18 protein-coding genes are annotated in these 18198 nt (G+C 55.9%); 10 read left to right on the top strand and 8 right to left on the bottom strand.

The genetic code is table 11. The annotated features are described in order from the left end of the window. Positions 1-92: 92 nt before the first annotated feature. The 3 genes from BSF44_RS18585 to BSF44_RS18600 all read right to left on the bottom strand — a co-directional run bounded on the left by BSF44_RS18585 (position 93) and on the right by BSF44_RS18600 (position 2237). Complete coding sequence (locus BSF44_RS18585; RefSeq protein WP_095944752.1) at positions 93-821, bottom strand: haloacid dehalogenase type II; 729 nt, start codon at positions 819-821, stop codon at positions 93-95. A gap of 892 nt (positions 822-1713) precedes the next feature. After that, positions 1714-1947, bottom strand: coding sequence for an NmrA family NAD(P)-binding protein (locus BSF44_RS31160; protein WP_218194562.1), 234 nt, complete (start codon positions 1945-1947; stop codon positions 1714-1716). Positions 1948-1982: 35 nt separating this feature from the next. Beyond that, a complete protein-coding gene (locus tag BSF44_RS18600; protein ID WP_095944753.1) occupies positions 1983-2237 on the bottom strand; it encodes a helix-turn-helix domain-containing protein in 255 nt (84 codons plus the stop codon). A 111-nt stretch (positions 2238-2348) separates the two neighbouring features. On the opposite strand from BSF44_RS18600, the gene BSF44_RS18605 reads away from it, so the two are divergent. The 3 genes from BSF44_RS18605 to BSF44_RS18615 all read left to right on the top strand — a co-directional run bounded on the left by BSF44_RS18605 (position 2349) and on the right by BSF44_RS18615 (position 5510). Next, positions 2349-2930 carry a hypothetical protein gene (locus tag BSF44_RS18605; RefSeq protein ID WP_095944754.1) on the top strand — a complete coding sequence of 194 codons (582 nt, stop codon included), beginning with the start codon at positions 2349-2351 and terminating at the stop codon, positions 2928-2930. Continuing rightward, positions 2927-4312, top strand: a complete 1386-nt coding sequence (locus BSF44_RS18610) for a DEAD/DEAH box helicase (protein ID WP_095944755.1) — start codon at positions 2927-2929, stop codon at positions 4310-4312. Before BSF44_RS18605 ends, BSF44_RS18610 begins: the two co-directional genes overlap by 4 nt. Before the next feature lie 199 nt (positions 4313-4511). Next, entirely contained in the window at positions 4512-5510 is a 999-nt protein-coding gene (locus BSF44_RS18615; protein ID WP_095944756.1) for an inositol monophosphatase family protein, read from the top strand. A gap of 325 nt (positions 5511-5835) precedes the next feature. Here the strand turns inward: BSF44_RS18615 and BSF44_RS18625 are convergent, their stop codons facing one another. Beyond that, entirely contained in the window at positions 5836-6267 is a 432-nt protein-coding gene (locus tag BSF44_RS18625; RefSeq protein ID WP_256589112.1) for a hypothetical protein, read from the bottom strand. A gap of 1326 nt (positions 6268-7593) precedes the next feature. Between BSF44_RS18625 and BSF44_RS18635 the strand changes: the two genes are divergently transcribed. Continuing rightward, positions 7594-9660: an AsmA family protein gene (locus BSF44_RS18635; RefSeq protein WP_095944758.1), complete on the top strand. Its 2067-nt coding sequence runs from the start codon at positions 7594-7596 to the stop codon at positions 9658-9660. Positions 9661-9743: 83 nt separating this feature from the next. On the opposite strand, the gene BSF44_RS18640 is transcribed toward BSF44_RS18635, so the two are convergent. From BSF44_RS18640 to BSF44_RS18650, 3 genes are all read right to left on the bottom strand, one after another. Then, positions 9744-10427 carry a hypothetical protein gene (locus BSF44_RS18640; protein WP_095944759.1) on the bottom strand — a complete coding sequence of 228 codons (684 nt, stop codon included), beginning with the start codon at positions 10425-10427 and terminating at the stop codon, positions 9744-9746. Between the two features lie 74 nt (positions 10428-10501). Continuing rightward, positions 10502-11263, bottom strand: a complete 762-nt coding sequence (locus BSF44_RS18645) for a hypothetical protein (RefSeq protein ID WP_095944760.1) — start codon at positions 11261-11263, stop codon at positions 10502-10504. A 278-nt stretch (positions 11264-11541) separates the two neighbouring features. Beyond that, complete coding sequence (locus tag BSF44_RS18650) at positions 11542-12471, bottom strand: LysR substrate-binding domain-containing protein (protein WP_172435371.1); 930 nt, start codon at positions 12469-12471, stop codon at positions 11542-11544. 109 nt (positions 12472-12580) lie between these two features. Here BSF44_RS18650 and BSF44_RS18655 point away from each other — a divergent pair, with 109 nt between their 5' ends. The 3 genes from BSF44_RS18655 to BSF44_RS18665 all read left to right on the top strand — a co-directional run bounded on the left by BSF44_RS18655 (position 12581) and on the right by BSF44_RS18665 (position 14523). Further along, positions 12581-13219, top strand: a complete 639-nt coding sequence (locus BSF44_RS18655; protein WP_095944762.1) for an FMN-dependent NADH-azoreductase — start codon at positions 12581-12583, stop codon at positions 13217-13219. Then, positions 13220-13525: a multidrug efflux SMR transporter gene (locus BSF44_RS18660; protein ID WP_056725381.1), complete on the top strand. Its 306-nt coding sequence runs from the start codon at positions 13220-13222 to the stop codon at positions 13523-13525. It begins immediately after the preceding gene. 107 nt (positions 13526-13632) lie between these two features. After that, on the top strand, positions 13633-14523 hold the full coding sequence (locus BSF44_RS18665) for a triacylglycerol lipase (RefSeq protein WP_095944763.1): 891 nt from the start codon (positions 13633-13635) through the stop codon (positions 14521-14523). Positions 14524-14622: 99 nt separating this feature from the next. Here the strand turns inward: BSF44_RS18665 and BSF44_RS18670 are convergent, their stop codons facing one another. After that, a complete protein-coding gene (locus BSF44_RS18670) occupies positions 14623-15510 on the bottom strand; it encodes a DMT family transporter (RefSeq protein ID WP_095944764.1) in 888 nt (295 codons plus the stop codon). Between the two features lie 97 nt (positions 15511-15607). Here BSF44_RS18670 and BSF44_RS18675 point away from each other — a divergent pair, with 97 nt between their 5' ends. The 3 genes from BSF44_RS18675 to BSF44_RS18685 all read left to right on the top strand — a co-directional run bounded on the left by BSF44_RS18675 (position 15608) and on the right by BSF44_RS18685 (position 18026). Further along, positions 15608-16402 (top strand): helix-turn-helix transcriptional regulator, encoded by a 795-nt coding sequence (locus BSF44_RS18675; RefSeq protein ID WP_095944765.1) that lies wholly within the window; start codon positions 15608-15610, stop codon positions 16400-16402. 64 nt (positions 16403-16466) lie between these two features. After that, the gene (locus tag BSF44_RS18680) at positions 16467-16775 is read left to right on the top strand and encodes a PsiF family protein (protein WP_095944766.1); all 309 of its coding nucleotides are present in this window, start codon (positions 16467-16469) and stop codon (positions 16773-16775) included. Between the two features lie 237 nt (positions 16776-17012). After that, entirely contained in the window at positions 17013-18026 is a 1014-nt protein-coding gene (locus tag BSF44_RS18685) for an AI-2E family transporter (RefSeq protein ID WP_056725372.1), read from the top strand. The last annotated feature ends 172 nt before the right edge of the window (positions 18027-18198 follow it).

Genomic DNA, 18198 nt, shown 5'->3' on the forward strand with positions numbered 1-18198 from the left:
TCTTCGAAGGGCCCTTTTTTTGTATGGCTCGATGAAGTGAAAGACCTGAGCGTTTGCGCATTGCTGCAAGCTCAACAAGTCGCATCAATCGGTCACGGGCAGTTGAGTATTGAAGCAACCTCGCGTAAGGAATCCGCCACAATGTCCCAATCCTCAGTAGGTTCCAGATCAGATATCTGGTCAGGTCCGTATTCTGTAGGACGCCTGACGAACACTGTGCGAAAGCCGCAAGCACGCGCTGCGATAAGATCGTCGTTGTGAGCTGCGACCATAGCAATACGATGCGCTGGTAACCCCACGGCTTCGGCCGACCTTAAATACGTTTGTGGCTGAGGCTTATAAGAGCGGGTCAACCCTGCACCTGCAATGACGTCCCAGGGTAAGCCGCCGTAACGGGCAAGGTTCATCATCCCGGCGATGTGGCCGTTGGAGATGGGGCCGATGGCGAAACGTCGCTTCAAACGGGTGAGTCCTTCAACGGCGTCAGGCCATGGGTCAAGCTTCTCCCAGGCCTTGCACCAGACGGCAATATCCGCTTCGTTGAGTTGCCCGGACTCGATGCCATGGCGAACCATCAAGGTCTCAAGATTCTCTCTGTTCAATACATCCAGCGTCACAAACGAACGTTGACCTGAACGGATGCGTTCCATAGACGGCTGGTAAAGCGACCTCCATTCATCGGCGAAAGCGAGTGGGGCTATCCGCAAACCGCAGCTCTGCAAAAATGGGGCGGATTCCCGAGCCACACTCGTTCGCCAGTCAACGACGGTGCCAAAGACGTCGAATCCAAGAAAACCTAGCTCTTCAAGACCTGTCTGCATGTTCACTCTCCTGTGCAATTGTTGTGTTCCCGGTGCTTGTCATTCCCGCTGTTGTGTTTTCTGTTGAATAACAAACGCGTCAGCGCCAGCCGAGGGCCGGGCGACGTGCTTGAGAAGGGAATCGATGACATGCGCGCAATGACACCCAGTTTATTAGTAACGGTCAGTAGCAGTGTGTCTGCCGCTGTAATGGCTTCATTCTTCGCCAGTTCTGGGATTAACGCATCAGGCTCTACCGAATTATTTCGCCCGAAGACGGTTTGAATATCGTCGTCGAAAAAGCCGATGGTGTCCTCTTTCTCTGTATCTGTTTAAACCGAGAGTCGCCAAGCGTTTCTATTTGCCCAACTCGATAGTTCCTGTCCGCAAATAGCCGAAAGTTGGGTGTCACGCGCGATTTTGGAAAGCGATTCCGCCAAGGCCCTGCAACACTGCTATCGCTCGTGTTAAGTCGAGGCGTGAGCCGCAGGCACTGGTTCCGGCTGTTATCGGCCAGGCTATTCACTGGCTGGTGTGCGTGCGCTTCAACTAAGCAGATGAACAAAAACAGCGCATTTTTTGAGCACTGGCTGCAGCAGCGCCCATCGCATGTGTTGGCGTGGCAGCGTGTGGAAGCGCTTAGCGTTGAATTTGCAAAGTATTCCACCTCAATTGCCCCGACAAACCCTCAAGGCACCAGCCATGGGCATGCGTCGACGGGAAAACCTGAAGCTACTGGGACTATGCTAAGCAAGTGTTGGAGGCGGTAATAGGCCGTTGCCGCCACTGGACATATCGCATTCCGTGACGAAGGGTGGGCAAGCACATGGGGAATGATGCGCCCAACATCCCTGCCGGTTGACCAAGAGAATTTCTGATTGCCATCACCCATGATGCCCAAGGGTTCAAGCATTTAGTACTCAGGCCACAGACCAGCCGGAATAATGGTGAAGTCCATTCCGGCCATTTCGATCATGCTTTGGATAAACATCTTTTGACGCGCGGTGCGGCTATGTACGGTCAGTATGGGTTGACGGAACTCCCACTCATAGATGAAGCCGAACTCAGACGGAACAAACCGCTTCACGCCCGCTTCGCGTGCTGCGTAGATCAGCAGGTATTGAGATTCGGTCGCGTAACCGATCAGGACAGCTTATTTCATGTCGACGCGAGCTTGATGGCTCAGTCGCTTGCCGCCAGGTCAGAGTCCAATTCGTGGAGCGACAGCGCTTCAGGCAAGAGGAATTGAGGCTCGCATTCCAATACGCTGGCTATGCGGTATAGCTTTTCCACGGTGATGTTGACTTCACCGCGTTCAATACGCCCCATATAGCTACGATCGACACTGCAGGAGTGCGCTAAGGCATCTTGGGAAAATCCTTTGGCCTTCCTTTGTATCCGTATTTTTTGACCCAATGCCTTTGCAAGCTGATGCATAACCGCCTCGGTTCCCACTGAGGCGGCACTATCGAGCGTTTGCGGATGAATCAGCCACGGATTATAATCCGCATTTTGGCTGTTCCGCGAATTTCCCTTCCAGGTGCCTGCATGAAACCCGATTCATTCATCCTCGACAGGCGGCTCTACGACCTGTTTCAGCAGGGGCATCTACGCCAGTTTACGACCCAGGATCTACGTGACGCCTACGCTGCGCACCTGACGGGTATGACTTTCAACAGCAGCGACTTGCGTCGATATGTCTATGAGCAGATCCGACGCATGCTGCGTACCGGATGGGTCATTCAGGATGAAAAACGACAAAAGCGGGGTCAGATCTATCACTGGCAGAGTATTCCGGCGAACTTGCAGGTGGAGCTCATCGACAATGGGTACGAAAGCAGTGCTAAGCCGGCGAACAAACCGTCTCATCAACCCTTACATAGCACTGATCCAGAGCAGCCGGGCCCGGGTGTGATCGAGCACTTGGAGTCGATACTCAAAGAAATTCGGCTCGACTTCCTTTCTTCAATGGGAGAGGCGGAGAGGTATAAGCAATTGCTCGACGAAATGCCGCATCTGAAAGACCAAGTCGAAGGCGAGTATCTGGAAGCTCGAGACCGAAGCTCTCGTCTTTTAGGACATCTCCGAGCGGTCGAAAAGACGCTCAAGACAGTCACGTCCGCACGATGAAAGCATCGCCGAGAAAATGGCAAAGCCAATGCATCGAGATCGCTTTGGAACACTACACCTCAACGCCGCACTTTTTCTGTCAAGCCACCCCGGGGGCGGGGAAGACTCGGATGGCTGCCGAGCTGGCTCGACAACTGATGGAGCAGGGCAAGATCGATCTCGTGCTGTGTTTTGCTCCCTCGTGCCAAGTCGTCGACGGTTTTCGCACTACGTTCTCTGCTGTATTGGGGAGGCGTTTAGATGGACTTATCGGTGCCATTGGAACCGCAAGTACCTATCAAGCCATGGAGCACCAGGATGACGCCTTCTGGAGACTTTTCGATGACTATCGCGTGTTTGCAATATTCGACGAGATCCACCACTGCTCAGGACACGATCCGCTTTTGAGCAATGCCTGGGGGCAACAAATTCTTTTAAAGATGCAGGACCGGGCCACCCTTACCTTGGCTCTTTCGGGTACACCCTGGCGCTCCGATGACAGAGGCATTGCTCTGGCTCGTTACTCCAACCCGGAAGGCCGATTGATTTGCGATTATCGCTACGGTCTCAAAGAAGCCATTTTTGACGGGGTTTGTCGGTCACCTCGCATCGTTCTGTTAGATAACCAGATGCTGAGGCTCAAAGAAGATTCTGCAAGTGACAGTACCGTCAAGTTTTTTCCCAGCATCGCTAAGCTACTGCGTGAGTCACCGGTCTCCTACGAAGACCTGATTTGTCATGAGGAGGCGCTCAGCCAGTTGCTCGACCTGGGGAGCAAGAAACTCGATGAAGTGCGAATGCTTAAACCGAATGCCGCGGGCTTGGTTGTTGCCACCAATATCGAGCATGCACATCAAATCGGCATGGCGCTGAACGACAAGGGTGAAAGCTTCCAAGTCGTGACCACCAGAACCCCGGACGCGCAACAGGTAATCAACGAGTTCAAAAATAGCGACTGCCGTTGGATTGTTGCAGTGGGAATGATCAGCGAGGGGACTGATATTCCCCGGCTTCAAGTTTGCTGCTACCTCAGTCGAATTCGTACTGAACTGCATTACCGTCAGGTGCTGGGTAGAGTCCTTCGACGTATGGGCGAGATTGACGATCAAGCTTGGTTGTTCGTCTTGGCGGAGCCGACCCTAAAGCGATTCTCTCAGCGTATCGCCGATGATCTGCCAGAAGATTTGGCTGTTGTGTGCTCACTAGATGCGCCTGCCCCCGAGGCTTGTTCAATCGAAGGTGAGTTGGATTGTTCCGTGAATACTCGCCCTGAGGACCTGGGAAGCTCAACACCTACCATTACGGCGCAGAAATTTCTATCGCGGGTCGATTTGTCCCCTACATCGGCTTATCAAATAAGCTTTTCGAAGAATTATCGCCAGCAACTGCTGGCCGTTTTCTGATGTGTATTTTGTGCATTACAAGACCATATCAGTCCTGGTTCAGCGTGACCAGGGTCCACCTATATTGGAACCTGTGATCCATCTTTCCGCTGAGCTCAGTCCGCTGGCACCCTTCTTTAGCACTGATGGAGGAGGAAGGTAGCAGATCGTGATCGGCGCGACTGCAAACCATTTTGCTCATCAAGAGTGTGGGGGTGTAATGAAAGGTAAGCGCAAAGCGAAAACATCGAAATGGGCCATGAAGTTTCAATTTGAAACGGAGGCTCAGCGGTCAATGTCCGCGAGGTCCGAAAAAGCGTCAAATCGTTTTCTTGATGCCGCGCTGCATTTGGGTTCAACGCACGAGCCGATAGGCAGGCTCGCTGGGGCGTCATTCGAGCCCCACTCAAAAAGTGCAGACCTGCCAGCGCTGCTTTTCTCCGTCATCAACAGAGTTTGCCAGGCGGGACAACTACTCGTAACAGAATGGCAACGAGCAGACGGGCCAAGGGGGCAGGGGGACAAGGCAGTCGTTGATGTCGAAATTGAACAGCTTCTACGTCAGCAGTTGCTTGACCTGTTTTTCTGCGACTTCTGGGGGGAGGAGACCGGCCATACCCTGACAGGAGATTCATGGTGCTGGGTTGTTGACCCCAACGATGGCACAAATGATTTTCTGAGAGGGCTAAAAGGTTCAGCTATTTCAGTCGGCCTTCTGCACAACCACACACCAATGTTAGGCGTGGTCTACGCACCCGTAACGATCGAAGGGGTGCCAGATTGCATCGCTTGGGCTGATGGATTGCCCACTCTGCTACGCAATGGGAAATGCGTAGCGCTCAAGCTCCCCGACATGATTTGGTCAAGCGATAGCTGCGTGATGCTCAGTTCAGCGGCCGTAAATAAGGCAGAGACAAATCGTGAGCTCTGCGCTCCAAGCAGTTTTGTCGCTATGCCCTCGATTGCCTACAGGCTAGCAAAAGTAGCTGCAGGCGATGGCGTGTGCGGCGTATCTGTCTGCCCAACGTCTGCACATGATGTCGTTGCGGGTCATGCGTTGCTTAGGGGGGCGGGCGGCGTTCTGCTCAATGAAAATGGCGATTCAATACAGTACGTAACGCAGGACAACATGCGAGTAGTATCACGACGCTGCTTTGGTGGATTGGAAACTGTGTGCCGGACATTAGCTGCTCGAGATTGGGATCGCATCTTTCACTGATGATTAATTCTTTTTCTGGAAAATTAGTCTGTCGAGTGAATGACTATCAGTAGCCAATGAACTATCCGCATTGATCGTTTCACACATTCAAGAGGTACACCGGCAATGTATAAATCCTTCAGCAAGAGTCCGGCTCGTCGCCGCTTGCGCCGACTCCTTGCGCTGGTCAGTCAAGGCTACACCTTTGTCATCACCAAGCATGGCAAAGCGGCTTGTTTGCTCTTGGAGGAGAAAAGGGAGGGGATAAATGGGAAAAGCGCCTCGACCCATAAATGTGACGCTCTTGGACGGATCGCAATCGGGAATGGTATCAAGCCCTTATGATCTACCCATGAATAATGCCTGAAACCTCATCCGTTGCTGCGAGCAGTAGCTTGCCGGCATCGAGTAAAAGGATGTCCTGCGGTCGACAGCCTCCAATGTACGCATTGCTGGAAGCAAACCAAAATGCGATTCCCCAACCATCTTTTTTCGTTCTCAACAGGTCGAGTATCGCTTTCAGGTCAGGTACCGGTCCATGCTCAATGCCGTTCTGGAAGGTATACATTGGAAACAATGAACAGCCTGCGTGCTCAATTGAAAAAATTTGTCCTCTAGCTTTCCACTCATCTACGGTCGTTATTAGCGTCATAGGGGGTAGGCCGAGTCGCTGAGCAATTTGGTCCGGAGGGAGAAAGTCACCACTGTCGAGGATGGATTTTTTCGCCTGCTCGAGCATTTGCTGCTCACGAAAGGTGGTATCACTACACGCAACCATAGTAGGATCCATTGAGTAAAAAACGCGATGCATCATCTTATAATGGGTGGTCGACGCCAGCTCCAAGCGATTAGAAAATGAACGTCAAGGGTAGGCTTCTGCGGACCGGTTGGCCTGTGGAGCGCCCAACCGCTGTTCAACGATCGTGAAAAGTTCAAACAATACTGAAAACCTTCGGCCAGCTCATACAAATGCAGGAGAAAGTAACAACCTGGAACCACCGTTACTAACCTAAATCCTTGCTTCTGTTCACTAATTCTCCAATCGCGCCCCTGTTTCGGTCAGGGCGCTGCCTGTGGGGTATTCCGACGCGTCCGGCATCAGCGAGGGAATCTCTCGGCTGGTATGATGCTATCTCAGGCGAATTCGTACTGAGCTGCATTACCGTCAGGACCTGGGAAGAGTCCTTCGTCGTATGGGCGAGATTGACGATCAAGCCTGGTTACTCGTCATGGCGGAGCCGACACTAAAGTGATTTTCACAGCCTATCGCAGATGACTTGCCGGAACCGTTGGCTGTCGTGTGCGCTGTAGGTGCACCTGCACCTGAGGGTTGTTCTACAGATGGTTAGTTGGATCACTCGATACACTGCGTACTGAAAGAGGCATTCAGCCCAGCCCCACCATATCAGCGCAGCATGGATTACCAGCGGGCGATCTGGCCTCTGCATCGACTTATCAATTAAGTTTTCGAAAAGTTATCGCCAGCAGCCGCTAGCCGTTTTCTGATGTGTTATTTACTCATTACCAAGCTCTGAAGTGATTGGTTTAATGACCGAGAAGCTCGGCTATACAGCAGCTACGCTTCCGATCAACGTTTACGTCCAAATCGTTTATGCGAGAAAACCACCCGGGCCGATTGGTTCGGTTGGTTTTTTCCATTTTTCGCATTGATTAATGCGCTAAGGCGTTCCCATGTCAGGTCATTGTGACAACGTGTCAATGAATCGTGACAAATGGGGCGAAAAAGTGGGTACGAGAGCAATGCTACTCTCGATAAATCGATATGAAAGTTCATAAACGCAATGGTAATAATCAACGGAATTGATTGTTTGCTGCGGAGCCTCTAAACCGTGCGTTTCCGGCGAGTAGTCTTGCACCGAAACGGGTATTTTCGACTCATCTTTGATAGGCAAAAGTGCGGGGGGCGGTAACGCTGAATGACTGATTGGTCAGTATTGGACTGGATGAATTCGGCGAAATCGGTCTACCGATTAAACCTGCCGGGTTTTTATCAGTCGTAGTTTTCATGGCGAGCCGTTTGCGGCTCACCGTTTCACATGTGCGTCGCAGTCGGGGCGCTCAGTCGTATCAGGAGCCCTGTGCAATGACGCGCACTCAAAAGACGTTTGTCTGGACCCTTTCCACTTTCCTTACCTTGTTGATGGTGCTGGTGCTGATCATCGTGTTCTTCGACTGGAACCGGATCAAAGCGCCGCTCAACGCCAAAGTTTCTGAAGAACTGCACCGCGCTTTTGCCATCAACGGCAATCTGTCGGTTGTCTGGCAGCCCGAGCCCGATGAAGGCGGCTGGCGCGCCTGGGTACCGTGGCCTCATGTGGTGGCCGAAGACTTGAGCCTGGGCAATCCTGACTGGTCGAAACAACCGCAGATGGTCACTCTCAAGCGGGTGGAGCTGCGTATTTCACCCCTGGCATTGCTGGCGCAGCGGGTGGTGATCCCGCGTATCGATCTCACCGAGCCCAATGCCCAACTGCAACGCCTGGCTGACGGGCGCGCCAACTGGACCTTCAAATTCGACCCGAAGGACCCAAACGCCGAGCCTTCGAGCTGGGTATTGGATATCGGTGCGATCGGCTTCGACAAGGGCCACGTCACCCTCGACGACCAAAGCCTGAAGACTCAACTCGACGTGCTGATCGATCCACTGGGCAAACCGATTCCGTTCAGCGATATCGTCGGCGACAAAGCAGCGAAAACCGCGCAGGAAAAGGGCTCGTCACCCCAGGATTATGCGTTCGCGCTCAAGGTCAACGGCCAGTACCACGGTCAGAAACTCGCGGGCCAGGGCAAGATTGGCGGGCTGTTGGCGTTGCAGGATGCGGCACGGCCGTTTCCGCTTCAGGCACAGGTGAAGATCGCCGATTCCAGCGTCGAACTGGCTGGCACCTTGACTGATCCGCTCAATCTCGGCGCCCTGGACTTGCGCCTGAAACTGGCCGGCATCAGCCTGGGCAACCTCTATCCGCTGACCGGCGTGATCCTGCCGGACACACCACCCTATGCCACCGACGGCCACCTGGTCGCCAGGTTGCACGAGGCGGGTGGCGCGGTGTTCCGCTATGAAGAATTCAACGGCAAGATCGGCGAAAGCGACATCCACGGCAATCTGACTTACGTGGCCAGCCAGCCACGGCCAAAACTCAGCGGCTCGCTGTTGTCCAATCAATTGCTGTTCGCTGACCTGGCGCCGCTGATCGGTGCCGACTCCAACGCCGAACAGAAGGCCCGGGGCGGTGACAGTAAACAACCCGCGGACAAAGTGCTGCCGGTCGAAGAGTTCAAGACCGATCGCTGGCGCGATATGGACGCCGATGTCGAATTCACTGGCAAGCGCATCGTGCACAGCGAAAAACTGCCGTTCAACGACCTCTATACCCATCTGGTACTCACCGATGGCGTGCTCAGCCTTGAACCGCTGCGCTTCGGCGTGGCCGGCGGCAAGCTGGATGCGCAGATTCGCCTGAACGGCCGCACCGATCCACTTGAGGGCCAAGCCAGGCTCACGGCGCGAGGCTTCAAGCTCAAGCAGTTGTTCCCCGGTTTTGAGCCGATGAAAACCAGTTTCGGTGAGCTCAACGGCGATGCAGATATCAGCGGGCGTGGCAACTCGGTGGCCAAACTGCTGGGCAGTGCCAATGGCAATCTGAAAATGCTGATCAACGATGGCGCCATCAGTCGCGAACTGATGGAGCTGGCGGGCCTGAACGTCGGCAACTACGTGGTGGGCAAGATCTTTGGTGACAAGGAAGTGAAGATCAACTGCGCCGCCGCGGACTTCGGCATCCAGTCCGGCCTGGCGAGTACCCGTTTGTTTGTGTTCGACACCGAGAACGCCATTGTTTACATCGATGGCACGGCGAACATGGCGACGGAGCAATTGGACCTGACCATCACCCCGGAATCCAAGGGCTGGCGTCTGATTTCATTGCGCTCGCCGCTGTATGTGCGTGGCAAGTTCATCAAGCCCGATGCCGGGGTCAAGGCCGTGCCGTTGATGCTGCGCGGAGCCGGGATGGTGGCGCTGGGCGTGATCGCCGCACCGGCGGCAGGATTGCTGGCGTTGGTGGCGCCGAGTGGGGGCGAGGCGAACCAGTGTGCGCCGTTGCTGGAGCAGATGAAGGCGGGCAAGGCGCCGAAGACCGTCAAGTGACGATGGAGGATTGACGCAGGTTAACGCTATTGGCCAATCGGTTGCCAATAGCGTGGTGGGCGGATTACCGGTAACGTCATTTTCTATCGCTGCGTAACTTCAACTTGAATCAAGTCGGTTTTTATCTTGCTGCCGAGTTTGTCTATAACCGTCTTGCGAATGCTGGTGTATTTTTCTTGCTCCAGGTAAACAGTCCATTTGCTTATTTTAAGATCGCTGAGTATGTCTTCTTTGTCCAGGTGCTCGTCAAGGAAAGAAATGTTTACAGGGTGGCTGGCATTCAACGAAATCTGAATGGAAATAATGGTTTTGTTTTCGAGGATAATGGTTAGAAATGGATGGATGTTGATAGTGCTTTCAGTATTCAAGTTGTTTGTGTTGGGACTGTTGAATTGCAATTTGTTTAATATTGCTTCGGTGGCGTTGGATTGATCCGGCAGGCGCTTTATTGAGGTGAGACATTCCGATATTTGAGCTTTCTGTGACGCTGATAAGAAATCTTGTAGCGCCAGTTCTATGAGCGTTAAAAGACTCGTCGGTTGTTTTTTCAGGATCTGGCTTCCGCTATTTTTAGTTGTCCAGAATATGGAGCCAAGAAATTTTCTGTATGGGCTAAGTCTGTCGTCGAGGGCCGCGCTGGAGCTAGTTACTAAATGTGCGAGCAGGCTGGAATGCAAGATGTCCTGCTTTAGTGTCTCTGCGTGAGAGCCCAGGAAGATAGTGATGTTTCCATCGGCGACATAAACTTCTGATTTGTTTTGAATCATCCGTGACCTCGTTAAGTTGTGTTTGTGAAGGTTCGTAAAGTAATTACGAACCTTTTATTCAGAAACGTCGGGACTTATTGGAAGCCAGGAATGTCGTCAATAGCGCTTTTAGCTGCCTGTCCGAGTTTTCTGAGCACCCCATCACGCACCTGGTCATACACTCCAAGGTTAAGGTATACAGCTTGCGCTGCTGTCTTGATGCGTGTTTCCTGGCTGGTGGATTTCCAGAACAGAACGCCTCTACTGCTTTCGCGGACATTGAGGGTGTTGCAGTTCAGGACCATCATCGGGGAGCCTTCCTTTGTCTGCCATACAGGGGACATGTCAAATTTGGCGTCAGATCCAATATTGGCTTTCCGATTGTAAATATCGATCAGGCCTTGGTTGTTTTTTACACCATCTACAGCTTTGGATGCCAGCTCCAGCAATTTCGGAGCATTTGCCCCTACCAGTCCTTGTAAAACATAGGCGGCGACGATGTCCATGGTTAGACCGCTGCGCTTGATCGTCTGGTCTTTTACTTGGGAGGCTTGAGTGACCCAGCCAAGTGTTGCCAGTGTGTCGATGTAATATTTGTACCATTGATGCAGCTCTTTGATTGGGTCGTAACGTTGAGTTGCAGCGTTTTGTACCAGTAGCTTGCAGTTGTCGACATCTTTGCGGTTTTGTTCCGAAACACCGGCCATATAGATGTTCATCATTTCCGGGCCGACAGTGCCGCTTTCTTTATTGGGGTCTATCGGAGTGTGTACGGAAAAAGGTTGCATTGAAGGTGTGGCGGGTACTTCCAGGGTTGGCAGCGAATCCAGGAATTCAAGTCGTTGTTCAATGTGCATGGTTCTAGTCCTTTATGATTAAAGCAGACTTCTTGTCTGTGGTTTTAATATAAATAAGTGGTGTGGCAAGTCCAGTGAGTGTTTGTAACTCGATGCTGGTGTTTTGAACTTTCGATAAAGTTATTGTGGTGAACTAGTTGCCATATGGCTTTGTTGGTTGCCACAGGTCTTTCAGTATATCCGCCATGTCATCAGTTCGATGACCGGCGATTCGCCGAGCAGGCGCAGCGCCGCTTCGCAGTTGGCGCTGTAGCTTTCGGTAACGGGATATCTGCCGGTCAGTCATTTACCCCAGGTGCCAGCGCATGCCCGGACAACAATGCCTCTTCACGCAACCACGCAAAAAAAGCCCGAACCGGTGGATGTCGCTCACGCCCCGGTACGCACAGCGCGCTATAGCCGGCGCCATCGACCTGGACTTCCCCCCGGTAGGGCAACAACAGGCCACTGGTCACGCTTTCCGATACAAGAATATTGCTTGCCAACACCAGGCCTTGCCCGGCAATCGCCGCTTGCAGGGCGTAATGCTCTTCGTCGTATTCGCGCACGGCGGGCTGGTCGCTCAGCCAGGTTTCGCCGGAGCGAGCGCACCAGGCTTCCCAGCCGTGGGCATAGAGCTTGGAGTTGTGCCAACGAACGCTGATCAGTGTGGGGGTGCGACTCGACGCCAAGGCCACTTGTTCGGGCGAGCCGTAGACACCAAAGGACTCATCGAACAGGCACTGGCCGTACAGGTTGGGGTAATCATCAAGGCTGTAGCGCAGCACCAGATCGACACTGGCGTCCTGATGCAGATCGATGACTTCGCAGTGGGTATCGAGGCGCACGTTGATGTTCGGGTGCCGAGCGTAGAAGCGTCCCAAGCGTGGCACCAGCCACAGGGCGGCGAAGGCGGCGGTGGTGGAGACCGTCAGGCTGGCGCCACTGCGTTGCGGGCGCAGGGTATCGACACTTTGCGCCACTTCCAGGAAAGCTCCGTGCAGGCTCTGGAACAGCCGTTCACCGCATTCGGTCAGGCGCACCTGGCGTGGCAGGCGCTCGAACAACGGCACGCCGAGCCAGCTCTCCAGGGAGCGGATCTGGTGGGACACCGCCGTCGGGGTAACGGACAGTTCTTCGGCGGCGGCCTTGAAGCTCAGCAAGCGCGAGGCGGATTCAAAGGCCCGCAGGGCGGTCAACGGCAACGAGGCAAACATTGAACACTCCATGGATGAAATGAATTCATCCAGACTGATTTCTGCTCATTTGAACGAGGACGGTGGTGGGCTTCAATCTGCAAGCCACAAGCCGTTTGAGTTTAGCCCTGAGGAGAGACAGATGAGTAGAATTCTTGCTGTTCACGCCAGCCCCCGTGGTGACCGTTCACACTCCCGGCGTTTGGCCGAAGTGTTTCTGTCGGCCTGGCAGTCCCGTCATCCACATTCACAGTTGACCCGGCGCGAAGTCGGTCGGGCACTGATTCCTCCGGTCAACGAGGCATTCGTGGCCGCCGCGTTTTACCCCGAGCCCGCCGCTCGGCCGCTGTCGATGCAGGCTGACCTGGCCCTCAGCGACGAACTGGTTGGCGAACTGCTTGGCCACGATGTATTGCTGATATCCACGCCGATGCACAACTTCAGCGTACCCAGCGGCTTGAAGGCCTGGATCGATCAGATTGTGCGGGTGGGAGTGACCTTCGCTCACACCCTGGACAATGGCGTGGCCCAGTACGAGCCCTTGGTGCAGGGTAAAAAGGCCTTGATCATCACCAGCCGTGGCGGCTTCGGTTTTGGCCCGGGCGGCGAACTGGAAGCCATGAACCATGCCGACACGCTGCTGCGCACGGTGCTCGGATTCATCGGCATCACGGACGTCACCGTGGTGGCTGCCGAGGGTGAAGAGTCCGCCGAGCGTAGCTTTGAGATCTCTGCCGCCGAGGCTGAGCGGCGTCTGTTGGCGCTGGCCGGGGAGTTCTAGATGGCCTGGCTGTTTCTGCTGGTCGCCGCCGGGTTCGAAGTCACCTTCGCCATGGGCATGAAGTACGCCGAGGGCTTCACCCGGCTCTGGCCTTCGCTGATCACCGTGGTGGCCGCTGTGGGCGGGATCTATTTCCTGACCCTGGCCATGCGCGAGTTGCCGGTGAGCATCGCGTACCCGATCTGGACCGCCATCGGTTCGCTGGGCACGGTGTTTCTCGGTTTCGCGCTGCTGGGTGAAAGCCTGAGCGTGATCAAGCTGGTCTCGGTCGGGCTGATCGTGGCGGGCGTGGTGGGGTTGAAGTAGGGCGGATGACATAGACTTGTCGCTGAGTTGTCATCTTCGCTGGCGATGCTTGGCGGATGTCTTGCATCCCGCCTTGCGTCACCGCCCGACCACCAGGATGTCCGCCCATGTCGCAAGGTTCTGCCCCGCGCTACCCGCTGGTGTTAGTCCCGGGAATGCTCGGGTTCATCCGGTTGGTGTTTTATCCGTACTGGTACGGGATCGTCGAGGCGTTGCGCCGTGGTGGTGCGGTGGTGTTCACCGTGCAGGTCTCGCCGCTCAATTCGAATGAAGTGCGCGGCGAGCAATTGCTTGTGCGTATCGACGAAATTCTGCGGGAGACCGGGGCCGCCAAGGTCAACCTGATCGGCCATAGCCAGGGCTCGTTGACCGCCCGTTATGCCGCGGCCAAACGCCCGGACCTGGTGGCATCGGTGACATCGGTGGCGGGGCCGAACCACGGTTCGGAGCTCGCCGATTACCTGCACGAGCATTACCCCCATGACAGTGTCCGTGGTCGTCTGCTGTGCTTTTTGCTGCGAATGGTCGCCGTGCTGATGGGGTGGCTGGACACCGGTTACCGCGGGCCGAAGCTGCCGGTGGCTATCCATGCGTCCCATCACTCCCTCACCAGCGCTGGCGTCGCGCTGTTCAACCAGCATTATCCACAGGGATTGCCCGAGACCTGGGGTGGTCAGGGGCCGGAGGAGGTCAACGGCGTGCGCTATTACTCCTGGTCCGGCACCTTGCAACCGGGCATCACCGATCGCGGGCGCAATCTGCTGGACGGCACCAACCGCACTTGCCGGCTGTTCGCTAAAACTTTCGTCCGCGAAACCGGGCATTGCGACGGCATGGTCGGACGCTACAGCTCGCATCTGGGCATGGTGATTGGCGATGAGTATCCGCTGGATCACTTTGATATCGTCAACCAGTCGCTGGGGCTGGTAGGCAAAGGGGTCGAGCCGATCCGCTTGTTTGTCGAGCATGCGGCGCGGCTGAACGCGGCAGGGCTTTAGACCAGGTTATCGTTCATCGCGAGCAAGCTCGCTCCCACAGGTTTTCGGTGGGGTCGACACAACACCTGTGGGAGCGAGCCTGCTCGCGATGGCGTCAGATCAGGCAACACTGACCTTGCGACCCAACACCGTCGTCCAACGCTCGGAAACAATCACCCCGCCCAAGGTCAACACCCCGCCCACCAGGTGGTACAGCGCCAGTTGCTCATGCAGTACCACCGCCGCAATCAAGGCGGTAATCAGCGGCAGCAAATTGAAAAACTGCGTGGTCCGGCTCGGCCCCAAACGCACTACGGCTTGCATCCACGCCAGCGGCGCGACCATCGAAGCCAGCAGGCAGGCGTACAGCACCAGCGGAATGTTCTGCAGGGTCGGGCCGACTTTTGGTGAGGCGATGAACAACGGAAACAGTACCACCACGGCCACCAGCACCTGCAGATACAGGAGCACCAGCGGCGGCAGTTTCAGTTGCCACTTTTTCAACAGGGTGCTGTAGACCGCGTAGGCCAGGGTGGCGATCAGCATCATCGCGTCGCCCAGGTTGACCCCGTGTTCGAGCAATGCGCCAAGGCTGCCGGACGACACCACTACCAGGACACCGGCGAACGACAGCATTGCTCCGGCCAGGGCGCCCATGGTCAGGCGCTGGCCGAGGCTGATGATCGCCATGGCGAGCGACATCAGCGGCATCAGCGACAGGATGATGCCCATGTTGGTGGCCGAAGTCAGGCTCGCGGCGAAGTACGCCAGGCTTTGATAGACCGCCATGCCGAGAACACCGAGGACAAAGATCTTGCCCAGTTTCGGGCGGATCAGCGGCCAATGGGCGAGCACCGGTTTAAGCATGAAGGGCGTGAACAGCAACCCGGCCAGCAGCCAGCGGTAGAAACCGATCTCGGCGGGGAAGATCGCCCCGGCCGACATTTTGGTGATCACGGTGTTGCCGGCCCAGATAAAAATGGCCAGCAGGGGATAAGCGTATTGCATCGGGAAAAACCAGAACGTTAATGAAGGGCAATTATCCGCTTGTCTGGATGCAAGCCTATACTTCGATCCAGACAACCGGCCCTTGATGACGGACAGCATGAGCAGTAAACACATCGACCTGCTGGATTTCAGCGAACTGCCGTCGGCGGTGTACTTCCGCTACGCCGATTTCGACGCCCACGAATACGCCGCGCCCCATCGACATCCCTGGGGGACGCTGGAATACGCAGCCCATGGCGTGCTGCACATGGACGTCGAGGGCAGCCGTTTCATGTCGCCACCGCAATACGCGGTGTGGGTGCCGCCGCAGATCGAGCACAGTTTCTACAGCCACCAACCGGTCAACTACCGCGCCGTGTGCCTGGCACCCAAGGTCTGTGCCGACTTGCCGTCGCGGGCCTGCACCCTGGCCATCAGCGACATCCTCAAGGCGATCCTCAAGGACTTCGCCGCCCGGGACGTGAAGATCCCCGAGCAGGCCGCCGACCGGCGTCTGGCCCAGGTATTGGTGGACCAGTTGCAACAGGCTCCGGTGCACGAGTGCTACCTGCCCTATGCCAGCAGCCCCGGGTTGCTCGGAATCCTCGAAGCGTTGCAGGCCGAGCCTGGGGATAACCGGCCCCTGTCGGAGTGGGCTGCACGCATCCATGTCAGCGAGCGCACCCTGGCGCGGCAGTTCGTGCGGGAACTGGGCATGAGTTTCGGTGAGTGGCGCCAGCGCCTGCGTTTTCTGGCGGCGATCGAAGCGCTGGATAGCCCGCGCAGCATTCAGGAAATCGCCTTCGACATGGGCTACAGCACCGGCTCGGCGTTTATCGCGATGTTCCAGCGCCAGGCCGGATGTACGCCGGAGCAGTATCGCCGCAGCCATCTGGAGAACAGGAAGGTGTAACAGGGGTTGTCTACACTTCAGAACAAGGCCGCGCCCCTCGGTGTGGCGACCAGGAGAAAACTCCATGAAGATGATGCGTGTCCCTTTGTTGATGATCGGTTTGCTGCTCTGTTCCCAAGGCTTCGCCGCCACAGCCCAACAGGAAAAGATGACTACCTGCAACGCCGATGCCACGGCCAAAAGCCTCAAGGGCGACGAGCGCAAAGCCTTCATGAGCACCTGCCTGAAGGCCGCACCGGCGGCAAACGATGCCGGCAAGGTCCTGACCCCACAGCAGGAAAAAATGAAAACCTGCAACGCCGACGCTGCCACCAAAGCCTTGAAGGGTGATGAGCGCAAGGCGTTCATGAGTGATTGCCTGAAGAAAAAATAAACATTGAGCCGATTGATGTGGCAGCTGCGAGGGCCTCATCGCGAGCAGGCTCGCTCCCACAGTGGGACTGAGTGCACTGGACAAATGTGGGAGCGAGCCCGCTCGCGATGAGGTCGGTCGGGGGCACTGCAAAAGAACCTGAACCCCGACCAAGGTCGCCCCACACAATCTCTAGTGCTGGCACCGGATCGCTGGCAGACTGCCAATCCTTTTTATGCCGTTTGTTTTTGAGGCTGTATGCCAACGTTTTCTCAGCGTCAAGTCTTGCTGGTCATCAGCTGGGTCATCATTTTCGGCGGGCTGCTGCTGGTCCTGCCGCTGCGGTTGCTGCCCAGCCTGCTCGCCGGGCTGCTGGTGTTCGAACTGGTCAACATGCTCACCCCGCAACTGCAACGGCTAATCGAAGGCCGGCGCGCGCGCTGGCTGGCGGTGGCGTTGCTGGGGACTCTGATTGTCAGCGTGCTGTCGCTGATCTTCGCCGGTGCCTTCAGCTTCCTGCTGCACGAGGCGGAAAACCCCGGCGCTTCCCTCGACAAGTTCATGGGGGTGGTCGACCGTGCACGCGGGCAACTGCCGCCGTTCATCGACGCCTATCTGCCGGCCAGCGCCGCGGAGTTCCGCGTGGCGATTGGCGAGTGGGTCAGCAAACACCTCAGCGATTTGCAACTGGTGGGCAAGGACGCGGCGCACATGTTCGTGACCTTGCTGATCGGCATGGTGCTGGGTGCGATCATTGCCTTGCAGCGCGTGCCGGACCTGACCAAGCGCAAACCGCTGGCGGCGGCGCTGTTCGAGCGTCTGCACCTGCTGGTCCAGGCGTTTCGCAACATCGTGTTCGCCCAGATCAAGATCTCTCTGCTCAACACCGTCTTCACCGGGATTTTCCTGGCGGTGATCCTGCCGATGTTCGGTATCAAGCTGCCACTGACCAAAACCCTGATCGTGCTGACGTTCCTGCTCGGCCTGCTGCCGGTGATCGGCAACCTGATGTCGAACACCCTGATCACCATCGTCGGTTTGTCGTTGTCGATCTGGGTCGCTGTGGCGGCGTTGGGTTACCTGATTGTTATCCACAAGCTCGAATACTTCCTCAACGCGCGCATCGTCGGCGGGCAGATCAGTGCCAAGTCGTGGGAGTTGCTGCTGGCGATGCTGGTGTTCGAGGCCGCGTTCGGCCTGCCGGGGGTGGTGGCGGGGCCGATTTACTATGCGTACCTGAAGAGTGAGTTGAAGCAGGTGGGGATGGTTTGATTCGCTGGATCTTTATTGCGTGAGCTGGCCCCTTCGCGAGCAGGTTCGCTCCCACAATGGACCTGAGTTCACAGGACTAATGTGGGAGCGAGCCTGCTCGCGAAGGGGCCAGCTCACGCAATAAAGATCCAGCGAATCAAACCATCCCCACCTGCTTCAACTCACTCTTCAG

Source organism: Pseudomonas sp. ACN8, assembly GCF_002303925.1.
GTDB lineage: Bacteria > Pseudomonadota > Gammaproteobacteria > Pseudomonadales > Pseudomonadaceae > Aquipseudomonas.